This window comes from Paenibacillus sp. FSL R5-0345 (genome assembly GCF_000758585.1).
Lineage (GTDB): Bacteria > Bacillota > Bacilli > Paenibacillales > Paenibacillaceae > Paenibacillus_AQ.
Genome location: NZ_CP009281.1, coordinates 4,242,965 through 4,260,386, shown reverse-complemented (window position 1 = coordinate 4,260,386; position 17,422 = coordinate 4,242,965). Strand labels below are relative to the sequence as shown.

Below are 17,422 nucleotides of genomic sequence, written 5' to 3'. Positions count from 1 at the left end.
TTGAGATGAAAAAATTTCTAATTACTATTGGTATTTTGTTTGTTATTGGAGTTGTAGGGGTCTTTGCTATAGCGAAGATTGATTTCAATCGCGTCAATGCCGAAAATTACTACTTACAAATCACAGAGGATGGGGAACCCCATGAATATAAACTGAGCGATGGTTCAGTCATGACCTCTTATTCTTATACACTAGAGGCTACAAATGCCAAAGGTAATACCATTACACTGGAATTTAATGCACAGAAAAACCTTCGTAAAGGCGCCTACTTGAAAATGTATGTAAAAAAAGGCGATCAAGTCTCCTCATATGATGAAGTGAGATTAGAGGATATTCCGTTAAAAGCAATAAAAAACTAATAAATTGAAGAAGGGCTGTCTCCAAAAAAGTAAATGGAGCACAGCCCTTTTCTCTGTCTAATGAGTAAGTAAGGTAATTATATTATAAAAGAATAGTAATGGTGGTTCCGGTATTTTCAACGCTCGCCAAATCGAGTTTCCCCTCATGAGCCCAAATAATGTCTCTTGCGATGGCCATTCCTAACCCAGTTCCATGCTTGCTTGTTGTGTTTGTACCCCGATAGTAGCGTTCGAAAACCTGTTCCAGATCTTTAGCCGGAATACCCTGGCCATTATCCGAAATTGTAATTTGGTTATGCGGATTAATGGTCTCCACTCGAATCTTCACCACGACATTTTCATCGTTGTGCACCAGCGCATTGTAGATAAAGTTAAGGATTGCACGTTTTAGTAATTTTTTATCCACTTTATGTACTGCTTTAACCTCATCTGCCTCAAATTCGATCTGCCTTTCACCAAAGGTTGGGTCATTTAAAAGTTCAATTGTTATTTCTCGTAGAAACTGAACGAGATTCACCTCTTCAAATTGCAGGGATAGCTGGTGATTACGCAAACGCGTCGTTAAATTGAGGTCATCTAACAAATCTTTCATATACATCGATTTACTCTTGATAATTGCTGTGTATTCCTGTAATTCTTGGGCTGTTAAATCTGTGGCACTGTCATTTATAAATTCTGCATAACCTTGAATAGAAGCCAGTGGTGTTTTCATGTCATGCGAAACATTGCTAATCCATTCCTCACGCATTTGATCTAGGCGTTTACGTTCCTCTTCGTGCCGATCAAGCTTTTCAGATAGTTCATTCATATTACGAAAAACATCTTCATAAACGCCTTTGGGAGCAGGCATTTTCTTAAACCGTCGTTCCCTGAGTTGTTGAATACCATCTATTAAGGTATGAAGGGGTGCAGTTAACTTTTTCCCAAATAGAAATCCAATGATAATTACAATAAGCACATCCACGATTAAAAAAATGGAAAGAAAAACATTAACATCCTTGAAAATTTTAGCGTAATCATAGGTCAATACGTAGCGGCCTATTTTAGGATTTTGAATCCCTAAGAAGTAGCTGAAATTTTGAGCTGTGCTGACAAAAACTGTCGTGCTTGCATCTAATTCTTTATATTTATACATTTGTACAATCTCAATCGGGGTATACTCTGTTTGCAACTCTTCAGGGGTATTAAATGCTGATACTTGCTCCCCATGTTCATTCAGAAATTGTACCCAGGCGCTCATTTCTTGTAGTTTTTTGAGGCCTTCTTCGTTTACAACAGGTTTGCCAGATTGTAGTTCTACATATTGTGAAAAGGTCCGGCTAAAGGTTTCTGCAGACGCTTCTTCAGTGCCAAAATTATTATTCTTTAGCTGTATAAAGAATAGGAAAAGGAACAAAATAGCGTTTACGATACCAACGATTACAACAATAGTCATAACCGATCTTAAAAATCGGAGTGTTAATTTCCATTTCAACTTGTCTCACCCCTTGGTATGTAATTTATAACCTAACCCTTTAACCGTTAATATAAAGGCAGGCTTTGAAGGGTCTACCTCAATTTTTTCGCGTAAGCGCCGAATATGTACCATCACTGTATTATCGGAACCAAAAAAATCTTCACCCCATACCTGTTCAAACAAGGTCTCTTTACTTATGATCTGATTCGGATGATGCATAAAACAGCTCATTAAACCGACTTCTTTGGCGGTAAGCACAAGGAGTTCGCCATTCTTTTTTAATTCTGTCTCATTGGCACTAAGCTCAAAAGGGCCAACCTGCAAGCTTTTCGGAGCCTTTTTTTCCTCTGTAAAGCCAGCTCTTCTTAGTTGTGCCTTTACCCGATAAGCGACTTCTTTTGGACTGAATGGTTTAGTAATATAATCATCGCCACCTATCGCCAGCCCTAAAAGCTTGTTAATTTCCTCGTCCTTTGCGGACATAAATAAGATCGGTGCATTTGATGTTTCCCGAATTTTTCTGCATAAGTCATAGCCTTCTCCATCTGGCAGCATAATATCTAGCAAGATTAGTTCAGGATTATACTCCTGGAACTTGTCCCATCCCTCTGCAACTGTCCCGGCAGTTACAACGTCCGGAATACCTTCTTTATGTAAAACTGCCTTCATTAGACGCGCTAAATCATCTTCATCGTCTATGATTAATACCCATTTATGACTTGCCATTTGTTTCCCTCCATAACACAACATTATCTACATTATAAAGTACTTTAATTCTTTCGCAAAAAAGCAAAAGAAAGGCTTGCATGAAGATGGGTATTACTTAGACGAACATAGCAAAGCAATATTCGGTGAATGATTATATTCCGCTTTCCGGTTATTCCATTAATATCACTTCTGACGGTAGGGAGATCCTATTTTGGTATCCATGTGAATTTATTGGAAAAAAATGATAAGTATGAATCTAAACAAGGACAAGCAAGTAGAGCTTACGTTAAATGGCAGCGATTTGCCAGGGGTGCAAGCAGACTTAACAGGAACAACAGCAACCAATGTTGATTTGCAGAATATTTCACAGGATGACTTTGTACGTACAGCCGTGATTATGCTGGTCGGAATCATAATTGTGCTAATAGTCATTACGCGCTCTGTGTCCAGTTCTCTGTTCATTATTGCTTTCTTGGTGCTAGTGTACTTACTTCTTTTGGAATCAGTGAAATCTTGAGTTGGATCGTTCCATTTTCAGCTTCATTATGGTTGCAGCCCTAGGCGTTGATTACAGCATATTCCCGATGATGCGGTATAACGAGCTTGAAGGGGATGTTGGATCAAGAATGGAGTGGCATCGCGTTATATGGTTGGCGTAGTATTGTCTACTGCCTTTATGGTGCTACATCAAAGAATGTAGTTGACAAATCGAGTTATATTTAGACGGCAGTAAAATTTAAAAATACATGCGTATTACGTATGCTGAGAACAATAGAAAGAATCTTAGGGGACCTTTGTGGTCGCTAGTTTCACCATATCAGAAAGTATGTAATTATCGACTATACCTTACAACTTTATTACGCTATAATCAACGTAAAGTCACCAGATGACCTAAGAGTAGGATGATTTTAATAGATTAATTAATACTAGCTTTTGATATGCCAAAACGTATTTTGTTATTGAAATAGGTTGTTTATATTGTTTATGATAATATTAAAGGTGTTAATTAAATCTAGAGTAGGTAGATTATGAGTCTAAATGACAACGTATTAATTAAAATTCGTGATATGCGAGAGAGTTTTACACCAGTTGAACGATTGGTCGGAGATTACATTTTAGAAAATACGGAAGAGATCCCTCATTTGTCGATTAAGGAATTGGCTCAATCGAGTAAGACAAGCGATGCATCTGTCCTTCGTTTCTGTAAGACGATGGGTTACAGCGGATACCGCAATTTTATTGTGAGTATATCGGCATCTTTGGGTTCTCGTGATGAGGATTCAAAGGCTCAATATACAGATATTCAGCCAGGTGATGATCTCTCGACAATTATATCAAATATTTCATTGAATAATTGCAAGTCCATTGAGGATACGCTTAGTGTTATTGATCGAAAAGAAATTACAAGAGCTGTAGAATTACTATGTCATAGTAAGCGAATTGTTTTCTTTGGAATAGGTGCTTCGGGACTCGTTTGTATGGATGGGGAACAGAAGTTCTCGCGAATTAATAAGATGTGTCATGCCTATACAGATGGTCATAGTCAGCTCACGGCAGCAACTTTACTTGAGAAAGATGATGTTGCCATTTTCATTTCTAACTCTGGAGCAACTAGTGATATTATTGATGCACTGGAAATTGCCCAAAAGAATAGAGCGAAATGTATTGCGATTACGAAGTACAATAAAAGTGAGCTTGCGGAGCGGGCGGATATTGTACTGAGCATATCCACACCTGAAATAACAATCCGCAGTGGGGCTATGGGCTCGCGTATTGCGATGCTTACGATCATCGACATATTATTTGCTGGTGTGGCAAGTGCAGAATATGAAGAAGTAAAAACCTACTTAACAAAAACGCATAATATATTAAAGAAAAAACTTAGAAATTAGGTTCTGATAGAATGAATGTGGAGGAAAGCATTGATCATGGATCAATGCTTTCTTTTTTTTGTATTTCATTCACTTATTCGTGTACTAAAATGTACTACTTATCAATCCATGTCAGATTATCTACATGATGAATACGTTGATCTAATGAATATAATAAGTAGTTTAATTCAATAATTAATAGCTTGGCACACAATTATGAGGAAGAAAATGAATGGAATTGAAGATGAAACATCATCCGGTTGAACACGGATGATGTAACTTTATGTTTCGTTTGGAGCGATAATCAGCAAATAATACATTTTTTTAAATCGCTTTAACCTTAGAGCCATAGCGATCAAAGCAATTTGTAAAAATTTAAATTGTATCTTGTAAGCGCTTTATAAATGTGGTATAACATAGTGTGTAAGGAATGAAATAAAACATCAGAATATAATTTCTTTATGAAATTATATTTCAAAATCTATTGACGAAGCGATGGTGTTGTATTAGTATAAGAACATAATAATTGTGAGTTAATCTAACGCGTTTTGTTAATTTCATGACAGATTAAGGCTAGGAAGAAGGAGGATGGCTATGAATGACTACCTTGCGGGATTGACAACAGAGGCTGTGAATCCAGACACATTAATGATTGATGAATGTACTACGGAAGAAATGATCCAGTTAATGAATCAACAAGATGCACTGGTCCCCAGAGCTATAGCTGAGGAGATTCCGCAGATTGCAAAGGCGGTAGATATTCTACATCATAGGTTGTCTAATGGTGGAAGAATGTTTTACATAGGAGCTGGCTCATCAGGAAGATTAGGTGTTCTGGATGCTTCCGAATGTCCTCCTACCTTTGGTACAGATCCTTCCTTGGTGCAGGGCTATATTGCTGGTGGTGATATTGCTTTGCGTACTGCGGTTGAAGGCTGTGAAGACGATATGGATGAAGGGATCGCATTAATCGAAAGCATTGGTGTAACAAACAAAGATGTACTTATTGGGATTTCGGCAAGCGGTAGTGCAAACTACGTTATTGCAGCTTTAGCGAAAGCAAAGGAACTTGGAGCAGCCACTATCGGTGTTTGTAACAACAGAGGCTCAAAGTTCGAACCCATTGTAGATGTTTGTATAACACCTGTTGTAGGACCTGAGGTCATTAGCGGTTCGACTCGATTAAAGGCAGGAACTGCTCAGAAGTTGGTGCTTAATATGCTGACAACATGCACAATGGTCAAGTTAGGAAAAACGTACAACAACTTGATGGTTGATCTGAAGGCTAGTAATTTTAAGCTCGTAGATCGCTCGATTCGTATCATCATGAACACGACTGGTGTAGATACATCAACCGCCGCAGAAACACTTGAAAAAGCATCTATGAACTGTAAGCTGGCAATTATGATGATTAAATCGGGGTTAGATGCAAAAGAAGCAGAACAAGTACTTAACACAAACGGAGGACGCTTGAAACAGGCAATCGCATCATTGGTTTAGGTGTGAAAAGTGGAATAACAGGATGGATGCTATTAATAATTGAGGAGGCTGTTTTCGATGAAAAAAAGATCACGTGGATTAACTCTGTTTTTGTCAGGAATCATGATGGTATCACTATTATCGGCTTGCGGAGGAAACGGAAATAACGCTCCAGCTTCTACAGATTCCGGTAACACAGGAACTAGTAACGGTGGTTCTGAGCCTAAAAAGGATACGATTACAGCACTTTTACCTCCGATATCAGCGAACTATCAAACACGTTTTGCTGATATGGAAAAAGAATTTAATACACTACATCCTAACTTGACTTTGAAAATCGAGCCAGCGAGCTGGGAAGATATGACGCAAAAACTTGATACTCAAGTAAATGCAGGTTCTCCTCCAGATATTGCTTTTATCGGTGCTTCAGGAATTTCGAAATATGCAGCACTTAATGTATTAATCGACCTTAACGGTGCCCTTTCTGATGAAGCCAAGGCAGATTATGACGAAGTTCCATTGAAATATTTCCAACTAGGTGACGCTCAATACGGTCTACCAGCATATATGGAAATCCACACTATCGGTGGTAACAAACAATTCCTTGAAGAAGCCGGAATTGATTGGAAAAGCGTTCAACAAAACGGTTGGACTTATGAAGAGTTTCGTAATGCAATTTCTAAAGGTGTAGTGAAAAATGATAAAGGTGAAACTACTCGTTATGGTTTCGTGTTCGCAACATCTGGTGTAGCATCTAAAGACTATCTGGCTATTCTTGCTAAAACTGCAGGTTTACCAGATTACTTCGATAAAGATCTTAAATATACGTATACAAGCAAAAACTTCTTGGGGCTACTTACATCTATTCGCGAAATGATCAACGATGGTTCTATGCCTAAAGAGCTAAGCTCTATCGATGCTGGTAAACGGTGGAACATGTTCCTAACGGGTCAAACGATGATCACAGGTAAAGGATTATCTGCATTTGAAAACTCTGCTCGTCTAAACAATGAGAAGATTAAAGCGAACGATGGTTCAGCTGTTGCAGATTCTATTGAAGTTGATTATATTTCACTTCCAGTCCCAACATTCAACGGTGCCGATTATGTCCCTACTTCAATCGTTGATGGTTATATCGCACTTCGTGGTAAAAAAGCTCCATCTGAAGAGCACATCAAAAATATTGCCCTAGCAACGAATTTCTTGTCTTCTGGTTCAATTGCTGCTAACTACAGTAATGAGCTGTTCTTATCACCAATTACTGAATCTGCACGTAATGCAGAAGTACTTGAAAAATTCCCTCGTAACGAAGATAACGTTGCTGCAGGTAAAGCTATGATGGCAAAAGCGCTTCCGGCTCGTACAGATATTCCTACTGATCTGGCTGCTGAAGCATTGAAAATTGAAACAGAAGTTATTATTCCTAAACTACAAGCCTTACTTGCAAATGAGATTGCTCCACAAGAAATGTATGATGCAGTTAAAGCAGCTGCAATTAAATCTTTCGGTAAAGATGGTATTGTAGTTGACTAGTCTGTCGTAGGCTGACATGTGAAAGCTGTGCGTAGCTAGAACGTACAGCTTTCCTTCTAAATTAGCTAGAGCTTGTACTGTTTTTAGAAGAGAGGTGCGACCCAATGAATCAATCGTTGACTAAAAGAAAAAAATTGAAACTCGAAAGTGACTCAGGTTGGGGATACGCGTTTATCGCAGTAGCACTTATTGCGTTTTCTTTATTTACCGCATATCCAGTCATCAATGCTTTTATTATCAGCTTACAAAAATATGGTCCATTAGGATCCACTTTTGTCGGCATGGATAACTTCGTTAACTCGTTTTCAGATGAACTTTTCTGGAAAGCGCTGAAAAACACGTTAGTATATACGCTATTAACTGTTCCATTTAATATTCTTCTATCATTTTTAATTTCAATTTTGATTATTCCTTTCAAGAAAAAAACACAAACGATCTTTAAAGCACTATATTACTTGCCAGCCGTAGCATCTGGTGTAGCGCTTTCTGTTGTGTGGCTGTGGATCTTCGATCCGTTAAAATCAGGTATTGCCAATAAGCTCGTGAGTTTTTTAGGTATTGAAAATCAAAACTGGCTTGGTTCCAGTGCAACTGCAATGTTCTCACTTGTGTTAATGTCATGGTTATCAAGTCATGGTACAGCAATTATTATTTATATAGCCGCATTACTCGCTATTGATAACAGCTATTATGAAGCAGCTGAAATTGATGGCGCGTCTTTCCTGCAAAAGCTTTGGTTTATCGTTGTCCCTTTCCTTAAGCCAACAACGCTATTCCTACTTGTTACTGGTGTTATCGGTTCCTTCCAAGTATTCCAAAACGCTTATCTTATGACAGGCGGTGGACCAGACCATGCAACAACAATGGTAGGTTTGTTAATCTTTAACAATGCGTTCACATATTTTGAGTTTGGTGAGGCAGCGGCACAATCATTACTACTAGCAGCGATTATCGGATTTATATCATTCCTTCAATTCAAATTTTTAGGTAAAGATGTAGAATACTAGGAAAAGGAGCAGAATACTATGGGTTTGTACAACAACAGCTTAAGAAGCAAAGGGTATCTGTTCATACGTAATGGCGCGAACATTACGTTCCTTATCCTATTTGCCGCAGCTACCATATTCCCGATATACTTTATGGTCATCTCCTCGTTCGGTGATCCGGTAGAAGCTGGTGCAATGAGCTATTCTATCTTACCATCGAAGATTTCATTTGATTCCTATAAATTCTTCTTTAACTTCAGCCCACATACATGGGACTGGTTATTGAACTCCTTTATAGTGGCAGCGTGTATTACGGTATCTAACGTATTTTTTGCTACACTCGCTGGATATGCTTTTGCAAAAATGAAATTTAAAGGAAAAAACATTTTGTTCGCTATTTTGCTGGGATCTATGATGATTCCTGTTCAAGTCACACAGGTTCCACTATATATTTTGATCGTAAATATTTTTGAATTACAAAATACGTACACGGCGTTGATTATGCCGAGCATAGTAACGGTATACAACATCTTCTTGGTTAAGCAGTTCATGTCCTCCATTCCAGTTGAAATTATTGAATCTGCTAAAATCGAAGGTTGTTCCCAGCCTAAAATTTTCTGGTATATCATTATGCCTTTATCTAAAACAATTATGGCAGTACTAGCAATCCTAACGTTTATGGCGGCATGGAATGACTTTTTCTGGCCTTTCCTAGTAACGAATACAATGGATATGCAAACCATTCAGGTTGGCTTGAAAAACTTTCGCTTTGCGAATACAACTTACTTTGCACCGATGATGGCGGGGGCAACCATTTCAGCAGTGCCAATGTTTATTTTGTTCTTCAGTTTACAAAAATACTTCCTTGAAGGGGTAACAGTTGGAGCGGTGAAAGGTTAATGGACAAACAATCAAAAGTTGATGCAACATACTTAGTTGGCTTGATGTCCGGTACATCAGTAGATGGTATTGATGCAGCAGTAGTTAAGCTTTTTCCATCAGCCGAAAAAGAGCGTGGAGTAGAGATTGAATTACTGGCTTTTGAAAACACACCTTTTGAGGTGCAAGTTAGAAACTCCATATTTGAGCTTTTTGATCCCGCTAGCGCTACGATTGATAAGGTTGGCGCAATGAATATGTGGCTTGGCGAATTATACGCCCAAGCCACATTATCCGTTATAGGGAAATGTGGCCTTTCGCCTTCGCAAATATTCGCAGTAGGATCGCATGGTCAAACGATATACCATGCTCCGGAAGAGAAGGTTATGGGCGGCTATAATCTGCATTGTACCGTTCAGATAGGGGATGGTGCAGTTATAGCGAATCGAACAGGAATTCCTTGCATATCAGACTTTCGAGTTGCTGACATGGCAATGGGTGGACAAGGAGCTCCGTTAGTACCATTTACCGAATACTTATTGTTTAACAATCCAGAGAAAACACTTCTGATGCAAAATATTGGCGGAATAGGCAATGTGACTGTTTTGCCTGTAAATGCCTCACCGGATGAGGTATTTGCTTTTGATACGGGTCCTGGAAATATGATTATCGATGGCCTTGTATCGCAATTATTTGCACCAATGACAATAGATGTTGATGGCGAAATTGGTGCGGGCGGTCAAGTGATTGATGAGCTATTGAAATGGATGCAGCAGGATAAATATTATACGATGCCGTTACCAAAATCGACAGGCAGAGAACGGTTTGGCCAACAATACGTGGCACAAATCATTGAATTGATGAATGTTAATCACTGGAAAGCAGAAGATGTTGTTGCGACAGCTACGTTTTTAACTGCCTGGAGCATCGTCGATAGCTATGAACGGTATATTGCACCACAGCATCAGGCTGAGCAATTGTTAATTGGCGGCGGTGGAAGCTATAACAAGACGCTTTTGCGTGATTTACAGCACTTATTTGCACCGCATAACGTGCAGGTGCTGACGCAGGAGGATATCGGTGGTAATAGTGATGCTAAGGAAGCAATTGCTTTTGCTCTGCTAGCGTATTACACGATGGAGCGCTTACCAAACAATATCCCGCTAGTAACTGGAGCTTCACAGCCAGTAGTAATGGGCAAAATTTCCTGGCCCTATATTGGACGTTCACAGGAGGCTTAAATGATGCAAATCAGAACCTTTTCAATTGAAGATCACTCTGCAGTTGTAGAGCTTTGGAATCGTGAGGCTACAAAATATGATTATAAGCCATTTACAGAGCGAGAGTTTCAAGATACATTCATCGACCATCCTTATTTTGACGCTGACTGTATATGGGTAGGCTGTGACGAAAAAGGGATTGTTGGTTTTGCAGCTGGCTGCTGCGGTGACGATCTCCCTCTTGGAGATGTGGCCGGTTATATTACGAGTGTTATTATAGATACCCATGTGGCTTCTCTGGAGCTTTACGATGCTTTTCTATTGCGTTTAGAAAAAAGATTCCAAGAACTTGGGAAAAGACAAGCGGATGTATTGTTTTTCAACCCTGTTAAGCTGAAGTGGAGTATACCAAGTGCACCTCAGCATGAGCATAATAATGCCCCGGGCATCAGTAAGGACCAGCCATTATATGAAGCTTTAATGGCTAGAGGCTACGAAGATCGAGCGACGCAATGCGGCATGTATTTAAAACTCGGAAGCTTTATAGTTCCCGAAGATATTTTAGATAAGGAAACCAATGCAAATAGCAAGGACTATTACATTACGTCCTATGTCCCTGATTTACATACAGGGCTTGAAGCAACGCTTGCTGCCCTGCAAAATCCGCAGTGGAAGAAGGATATTGTTACTTATGTGAAGGTTGGCGCACCACTTGTAGTAGCTGTGTACGGCAACGAGGTTGTGGGCTTTGCAGGTCCAATTATTTCGCAGCCTGATGGAAGAGCATTTTTTTGCGGTATCGGAGTGCACCCAGAGCATGAGGGTCATGGCCTTGGCAGTGTATTATTTTTCAGAATGGTTGAAGCTTTTCAAAATGTGGGCTGTCAATATATCTCTCTATTCACTGGAATTAATAATCCGGCTCTTCGAATCTATCAAAAAGCGGGCTTTACTATTGAAAAACAATTTTCTATATTGCGGAGGGAACTTTAAAGATGAGCGAAAAATTCACAGTATTAGCAATTGGAGCGCATGTTGGTGATGTGGAACTAGCTTCTGGTGGTGTGCTCGCTAGTCATAGTTTAAAGGGAGATCGCATTGTGACACTAGCGTTAACTGCGGGTGAACGAGGGGTTCCGGCAGGACAGGATATGAAGGATTATCGTCAGCAAAAAGTGAAAGAGGCACAGGTTTTTGCGGATATGCTAGGCGGTGAAGCCATTGTATTCGATGATTATTGTGACGGAGAGTTGCCTGACAATCAAGAAATTCGTATGGAGGTTTGTGATGTAATTCGTCGCGTGAAGCCTAACATTATTATTACACACTGGAAAAACAGTATGCATAAGGACCATGCGCTAACGCATCATATCGTAAATGATGCCCGTTTCTTCGCAAGTCTATCATCCTTTGAACGAGCGCTCCCCGCGCACTTTGCAGCAAGATTATATTACTCCGAAAACTGGGAGGATGCGGTTGATTATGTCCCTTACGTATATGTGGATTTCGATCAAGCGGCATTTGATCTATGGATAGATGCTTTAAGCAAGCATTGGTTTGTGACAAATAGCAAATCTTTCAAATACATGGATTACTATAAAGCACTAGCAGTTGTTCGCGGCTGTGAAGCAAGAAAGACATATGCAGAAGCATTTATGGTGCCTGCTGAAACGGTGAAGGTTAGGCAGTCTAGTCTTTGGTAACTATTCAACTAGCTAAGAGGGAGTGTTTCTATGTATAGCAGGAAACATTCCCTTGTTCTATCCATTTATGCAAAAAAAGCAGCTAGGAGGCAGCTTCATATGGTGTTAAATGGGATTGATTCTATAACGAATTATCGTTATTTGTTCGAAGGTAAGCGCGTAGGATTGATTACAGCGCCGACAGGTCTTACGAAGGATTTTGCATCAACGATTACTATATTACATGAAAATTTTAATCTTGCTGCGATGTTTTCACCTGAGCATGGCGTTCGCGGAGATTTGGATGCAGGGGCAGTAGTAGACACTTACATGGATCCTTTTACGAATGTTCCAGTCTATAGCTTGTACCGTAAAGACTCCAAGCGTTTAACAAAAGAAATGCTGAATGAAGTAGACATCATTGTATACGATATTCAAGATGTTGGTGTACGCTATTACACATTTATTTATACGATGCTGTATGCACTTGAAGATTGTGCAAATGCAGGTGTAGAATTTGTTGTTCTTGATCGTGTTAATCCGCTTAACGGGGTAACGGTAGAAGGGAATGTCTTGAAGCCCGGCTTCAAATCATTTGTTGGAAATTACGAGCTAGCCGTGCGATACGGCTTAACAGCAGGTGAGGTAGCAACGATGGCAAATGATCAAATGAATTGGAATGCATCGCTGCATGTCGTTCGTTTGGAAGGCTGGGAACGGAGCATGTCCTTCCCGGATACAGGATTAACTTGGGTTCATCCTTCACTTGGAATGCCACGATATGAAACAGCGTTATTATATACAGGAACATGTTTATTTGAAGGCACGAACTGCTCGGAAGGAAGAGGCACAACGTTCCCGTTTGAAATGATTGGTGCTCCGTTCATTCAAGCGCAGCAATTGGCAGATGAGATGAATGCAAAAGGTATCCCAGGTGTGCTTTTTCATCCAGTTCATTTCAAGCCAACGTCATCTAAACATTGTGGCGAGCTATGCGGCGGGGTACAAATTTACATTACAGATCTCCAAGTGCTGAGGCCTTTAGAAGTTGGGGTAACCTTATTATTTACGATAAGAGATTTGTACCAGCAATTTTCATTCCTGCCTCCAGTGAAGGAGGGCTCTCGTCCATTTATCGATTTGCTGGGGGGAGACAACATGTATCGTACGGAAAATATGCAAGCCAAGCAGCTGCTTGAACAGTTTGCAGCGGAAAGCAAGCATTTTGCAGAAATAACACAGCAGTATCATTTATATCGCTAGAGGAAGGTGAAAAATTGATGAGAACAATAGAACATATGAGCTTGCGCGAAAAGATTGGACAAATGTTCGTAACAGGCTTCCCTTCAACCAAGATCACTCCTGAGCTGAAGGAAGTTATTGAGCATTATAAAGTCGGCAATATTATTTTATTCTCACATAATATCGAAAATAAATATCAATTAGGCGAGCTTGTTACTGAGCTGCAGCAATGGTACACGACACATACTGGTATCCCAGGTTTTATTACGATCGACCAAGAAGGTGGTCGAGTCACTCGTATGCCTAAAGACGCGACCAATGTTGCTGGAGCCATGGCAATTGCCTCTTCAGGACGACCTGAAAATGCGTATGCAGCAGGCAGAATGACTGCCAGAGAATTGAAAGCATTAGGTATTAATTTTAATCTAGCTCCAGTTATGGACGTTAACAATAATGCATTGAATCCAGTCATAAATGTTCGTTCATATGGTGATTCTGTTGCAACAGTATCCCAGTATGGAATTCAAATGATGAAGGGATTGCTTGATGGAGGCGTCATGTCCTCACTTAAGCATTTTCCAGGTCATGGTGATACAAATGTCGATTCACATATTGGCTTGCCTACCATTGAAAAAACACTTGAGGAATTAGAGCAGCTTGAGCTGCTGCCGTTTAAGGCCGCAATTGAGCAAGGCGCTCAAGCGATTATGAGTGCACATATTTTATTTCCGAAAATTGAAAAATCCGGTGTGCCCGGAACTATGTCTCATACCATTATTACAGAGATATTAAAAGGAAAATTAGGATATAAAGGGTTAGTTGTATCGGATTGTTTAGAAATGGACGCGATCAAACGATACTATGGTACGGCAAAAGGAGCGTTAGGAGCTGTTAAAGCAGGTATTGATTTGGTATTCATTAGTCATACTCCTGAGACAGTGAAGGAAGCGATTCATTTGATCGAAGAAGCTGTAGCCACCGGTGATTTGGATGAAGCGCTGATTGATGCAGCTGTTACAAAAATTTTAGCTTATAAAGCACAATATGCGACAACTGAGGAGCTAGATTATGAACTAGTTGGCTGCGATGTACATCGCCGAGCAAATGAGCTAATGCGTACGGAAACGATCTGCCTCATTAAAGGTGAGCTCCAGCCCATTCATACCGGTGACGAGCAAGTGTTATTTATGGGTTCCTATTCATACCGCACCGATCTTGCGTCCAGCAGCTTGAATCAAGCTCTTAGCTTTCCGCAATATATGGGGGAGCATTTTAATACAGCTTATGAGATTATCGACATTGACCCGAGCGAGGAGCAAATCAACGCTGCGCTGCCAAAGGTACAAGGCTACAAGCATATTGTTATCGGCTTGTTCAATGCGCGTGAAAACAAAGGTCAGCTTGCGCTTGTGCAGAAGCTGCTGGCAGCAGGTTGCAAAGTAACGGCCATTACATTAGGTCGCCCGTATGATTTACCGTTAATCGAAGGCGAGTTCTGCGGAATTGCGGCATTTGAGTATACACTTGATGCATTCAAATCACTCCTTCCAATCCTAAATGGTGAGGTTGTACCCACCGCCAATATTACGATACAGATGTAGACAAGCATAAAAGCCTTCGGCGTCCTTTCAAGGACGGCAAGCGTTTCTGCGAGAAAAATAAGGATAATATATCGCGTTAAACATATAAATTCTTATCTTTGAAAAAAGTACAACAAGGGGACATAGGTATGGCATTTATCGTTGGAATTGATGGGGGTGGCACGAAAACAGCTGTCACCATTACGCATGACCAGGAAGACGCTTTATTCACCTTTACTGTAGGGCCTATTAATTATAACGGTGGTGATGCTGATGCTATTGCCGCCTCCTTTGAGGAAATTTTTAGTCAAATGAAGCTCTACTGCGGTAATTTACAAGAAATTGCTCATATATGTATAGGTGCGGCAGGAATAAGTAATCCGCTGGTCATTAATTTTTTGGAGCAGCATGTGAGAAATAACGGTTATATCGGGCCATTAACGATTACAGGCGATCAAGAAGCCGCATTATACGGGGCACAAAATGCGATGCAAGGCATCATTCTCATTGCCGGTACAGGATCGATTTGCTTTGGGGTCAATGAAAAAGGAGAGCAGCATCGCACAGGAGGCTTTGGTCATCTGATTGATGACGAGGGAAGCGGTTATAGCATTGGGCGCGATCTATTATCCGTATTAGTTCAAGTGGAGGACGGAAGAATAACCGATACGGTCATCCCAGCGATGGTATATGAGCAGCTTGGATTAAGCACTGTGAAAGAGATCATTGGCTTTGTTTATGATAAAAATACGACGAAAAAAGATATTGCGCAGCTCGCACCGATTATGACGACCGCATGCGAGAAGGGCGATGCACATGCAATAGCGTTAGCGGAGAAATGTGCAGCCAATCTATATGAGCTTGTTGTGCCTGTTATTGAACGGCTTAAGCTATATAAAAGTCCGATTGCGATTGCAGGAAGTGTGCTGCAAAAGTCTCGCTTTGTGAAAGAAGCCTTGGAGCGAAAGCTCGCACAGAGCTACCCGCAAACAAAGCTGATTTTGCCGATTAAGGATGCAGCCTACGGTGCTGTCCTGTTAGGAAGATCAAAAATGAACAACGATTAGTTTTTGTCGCTAAGCAAAAATAAGGGTGTGTCATAAGTCCGAGCAGTTGGACTTGCGACACACCCTTATTTTTAAATGGTAGGAATCAAAAAATGGCTTAAAATTTATCTGTCAAATAAAACACGGCTTGTTGTTTCGGAAATAGAGCTTGAAGGATGTTAGCATGCTCAGTACTGTCCTTTGCTGCGCCTGCTTCATTATAGCCGAACATGATATAAGTCATTAGCTCGCGTTCATCTACTTCTATTGAAGTATAGGGATTGGTATGATTACTAGCATCGGAAACAGAAAGCCGCTTTTGCTTATAATCCAAGTAGATACAGTCCTTATTGCTGCGAAGTGCAATATGCAGCTCCTGGTCTGCAATTATGTTGCTACGGTTTAGGCGATCTTCTAATTCAGGCTGAAGCTTATGGAAAGTTGAACTGAGATTGATCATTTTCCACATCGCCATATTGATTTGAATTGAATTTGCTTGATGCTGTTGGTAATAGGAATATAGCTTATGGTCCTCTGGGAGCATCGCTAATATTTGCTTTGCATTTTGGCGCAGCTGACATAAGGCATGAAAAAGAGCTTCAACGCCGTTTTCGGCTTCGTTCAAATACAATAATTCATTAATAAATACTTGTTCAGTATCTTTCTTTTCAATGATGCCATAAGCGACGATTTTTCCATTTCTGCGAAGGAGCAAGCAGTCAACTTTCTTCCATTCCGGCCAGGTCAATAAATCATTCCAATACGTTCTACTTCGGATCACGGTGTAGGTACGATTCTTATTGAATTGTTCATAAATGAAACGGATATCATCGAGATAACATGTTTCAAAAGGAATGATTTCATCACTGTTTTGCTGCTGCTCCAAACTTGCAGGTTTTTCAATTGCGAAAGCAGTCTCCGGAATAAGTCTCCAGCCAGCCTTTTCATAAAACGCATGCTTGCTAGCCAAAAGCAAACTTATATCATAATCGGTTTCTTTCATATAGTTGGTCTGCGCATGAAGAATTTTATGTGCAAGCCCCAGCCCGCGGTAATTTAGATCTGTACCGACACTCCCCATTGCACCCGTTTTCAAGATCGCTTGACCGACTCTAATATGAAACGGGAAAATTTGTACATTAGATGCAATCTTATCGTCAACCATCGCAAACCATGTTGTATCTGGATCATATGTGGTGTCTAGGTCTAATCTTTCTTGGAAAAAAGCACGGCCTACGGAAAAGCATTCATCTAAAATATCGTAAATATTTTCAAGCTGCTCTCTAGTTGGATGGTTCATTACGATGATGTTTGGTGTCGTCGTCATCTTTCATTTCCTCCTGCGCCGTAATGTTGGGATAAATTTAATAAATGAAAAAAA

General features: G+C 40.2%; 16 protein-coding genes. 13 read left to right on the top strand and 3 right to left on the bottom strand.

Translation table 11 applies throughout. The features are described from left to right. Positions 1-5 precede the first annotated feature (5 nt). Complete coding sequence (locus R50345_RS18885) at positions 6-359, top strand: YxeA family protein (RefSeq protein ID WP_042129121.1); 354 nt, start codon at positions 6-8, stop codon at positions 357-359. Positions 360-441: 82 nt separating this feature from the next. On the opposite strand, the gene R50345_RS18880 is transcribed toward R50345_RS18885, so the two are convergent. Then, a complete protein-coding gene (locus tag R50345_RS18880; protein ID WP_042129119.1) occupies positions 442-1,833 on the bottom strand; it encodes a sensor histidine kinase in 1,392 nt (463 codons plus the stop codon). 6 nt (positions 1,834-1,839) lie between these two features. Beyond that, complete coding sequence (locus R50345_RS18875; RefSeq protein WP_042129117.1) at positions 1,840-2,541, bottom strand: response regulator transcription factor; 702 nt, start codon at positions 2,539-2,541, stop codon at positions 1,840-1,842. 223 nt (positions 2,542-2,764) lie between these two features. Between R50345_RS18875 and R50345_RS31710 the strand changes: the two genes are divergently transcribed. The 12 genes from R50345_RS31710 (at position 2,765) to R50345_RS18815 (ending at position 16,062) form a co-directional block, all read left to right on the top strand. Further along, positions 2,765-3,040 carry an MMPL family transporter gene (locus tag R50345_RS31710; protein ID WP_081954129.1) on the top strand — a complete coding sequence of 92 codons (276 nt, stop codon included), beginning with the start codon at positions 2,765-2,767 and terminating at the stop codon, positions 3,038-3,040. Between the two features lie 511 nt (positions 3,041-3,551). Then, positions 3,552-4,415 (top strand): MurR/RpiR family transcriptional regulator, encoded by an 864-nt coding sequence (locus R50345_RS18865; protein WP_042129113.1) that lies wholly within the window; start codon positions 3,552-3,554, stop codon positions 4,413-4,415. A gap of 573 nt (positions 4,416-4,988) precedes the next feature. Beyond that, the gene (gene murQ / locus R50345_RS18860; RefSeq protein ID WP_042129111.1) at positions 4,989-5,894 is read left to right on the top strand and encodes an N-acetylmuramic acid 6-phosphate etherase; all 906 of its coding nucleotides are present in this window, start codon (positions 4,989-4,991) and stop codon (positions 5,892-5,894) included. A 57-nt stretch (positions 5,895-5,951) separates the two neighbouring features. Beyond that, a complete protein-coding gene (locus R50345_RS18855) occupies positions 5,952-7,406 on the top strand; it encodes an ABC transporter substrate-binding protein (RefSeq protein WP_042129109.1) in 1,455 nt (484 codons plus the stop codon). 104 nt (positions 7,407-7,510) lie between these two features. Then, positions 7,511-8,413: a carbohydrate ABC transporter permease gene (locus R50345_RS18850; protein WP_042129108.1), complete on the top strand. Its 903-nt coding sequence runs from the start codon at positions 7,511-7,513 to the stop codon at positions 8,411-8,413. 18 nt (positions 8,414-8,431) lie between these two features. After that, positions 8,432-9,292, top strand: coding sequence for a carbohydrate ABC transporter permease (locus R50345_RS18845; protein WP_042129105.1), 861 nt, complete (start codon positions 8,432-8,434; stop codon positions 9,290-9,292). Beyond that, positions 9,292-10,512: an anhydro-N-acetylmuramic acid kinase gene (locus R50345_RS18840; protein WP_042129102.1), complete on the top strand. Its 1,221-nt coding sequence runs from the start codon at positions 9,292-9,294 to the stop codon at positions 10,510-10,512. Before R50345_RS18845 ends, R50345_RS18840 begins: the two co-directional genes overlap by 1 nt. Next, positions 10,513-11,484 (top strand): GNAT family N-acetyltransferase, encoded by a 972-nt coding sequence (locus R50345_RS18835; protein WP_231573817.1) that lies wholly within the window; start codon positions 10,513-10,515, stop codon positions 11,482-11,484. Between the two features lie 2 nt (positions 11,485-11,486). After that, positions 11,487-12,194, top strand: a complete 708-nt coding sequence (locus R50345_RS18830; RefSeq protein WP_042129099.1) for a PIG-L deacetylase family protein — start codon at positions 11,487-11,489, stop codon at positions 12,192-12,194. A gap of 99 nt (positions 12,195-12,293) precedes the next feature. Then, positions 12,294-13,436: an exo-beta-N-acetylmuramidase NamZ family protein gene (locus R50345_RS18825; RefSeq protein WP_042129097.1), complete on the top strand. Its 1,143-nt coding sequence runs from the start codon at positions 12,294-12,296 to the stop codon at positions 13,434-13,436. Between the two features lie 17 nt (positions 13,437-13,453). After that, entirely contained in the window at positions 13,454-15,016 is a 1,563-nt protein-coding gene (locus tag R50345_RS18820) for a glycoside hydrolase family 3 protein (RefSeq protein WP_042129096.1), read from the top strand. A 128-nt stretch (positions 15,017-15,144) separates the two neighbouring features. After that, the gene (locus tag R50345_RS18815; RefSeq protein WP_042129094.1) at positions 15,145-16,062 is read left to right on the top strand and encodes an N-acetylglucosamine kinase; all 918 of its coding nucleotides are present in this window, start codon (positions 15,145-15,147) and stop codon (positions 16,060-16,062) included. A gap of 97 nt (positions 16,063-16,159) precedes the next feature. Here R50345_RS18815 and R50345_RS18810 read toward each other — a convergent pair whose 3' ends face one another. Continuing rightward, complete coding sequence (locus R50345_RS18810) at positions 16,160-17,368, bottom strand: GNAT family N-acetyltransferase (protein ID WP_042129093.1); 1,209 nt, start codon at positions 17,366-17,368, stop codon at positions 16,160-16,162. Positions 17,369-17,422 lie beyond the last annotated feature (54 nt).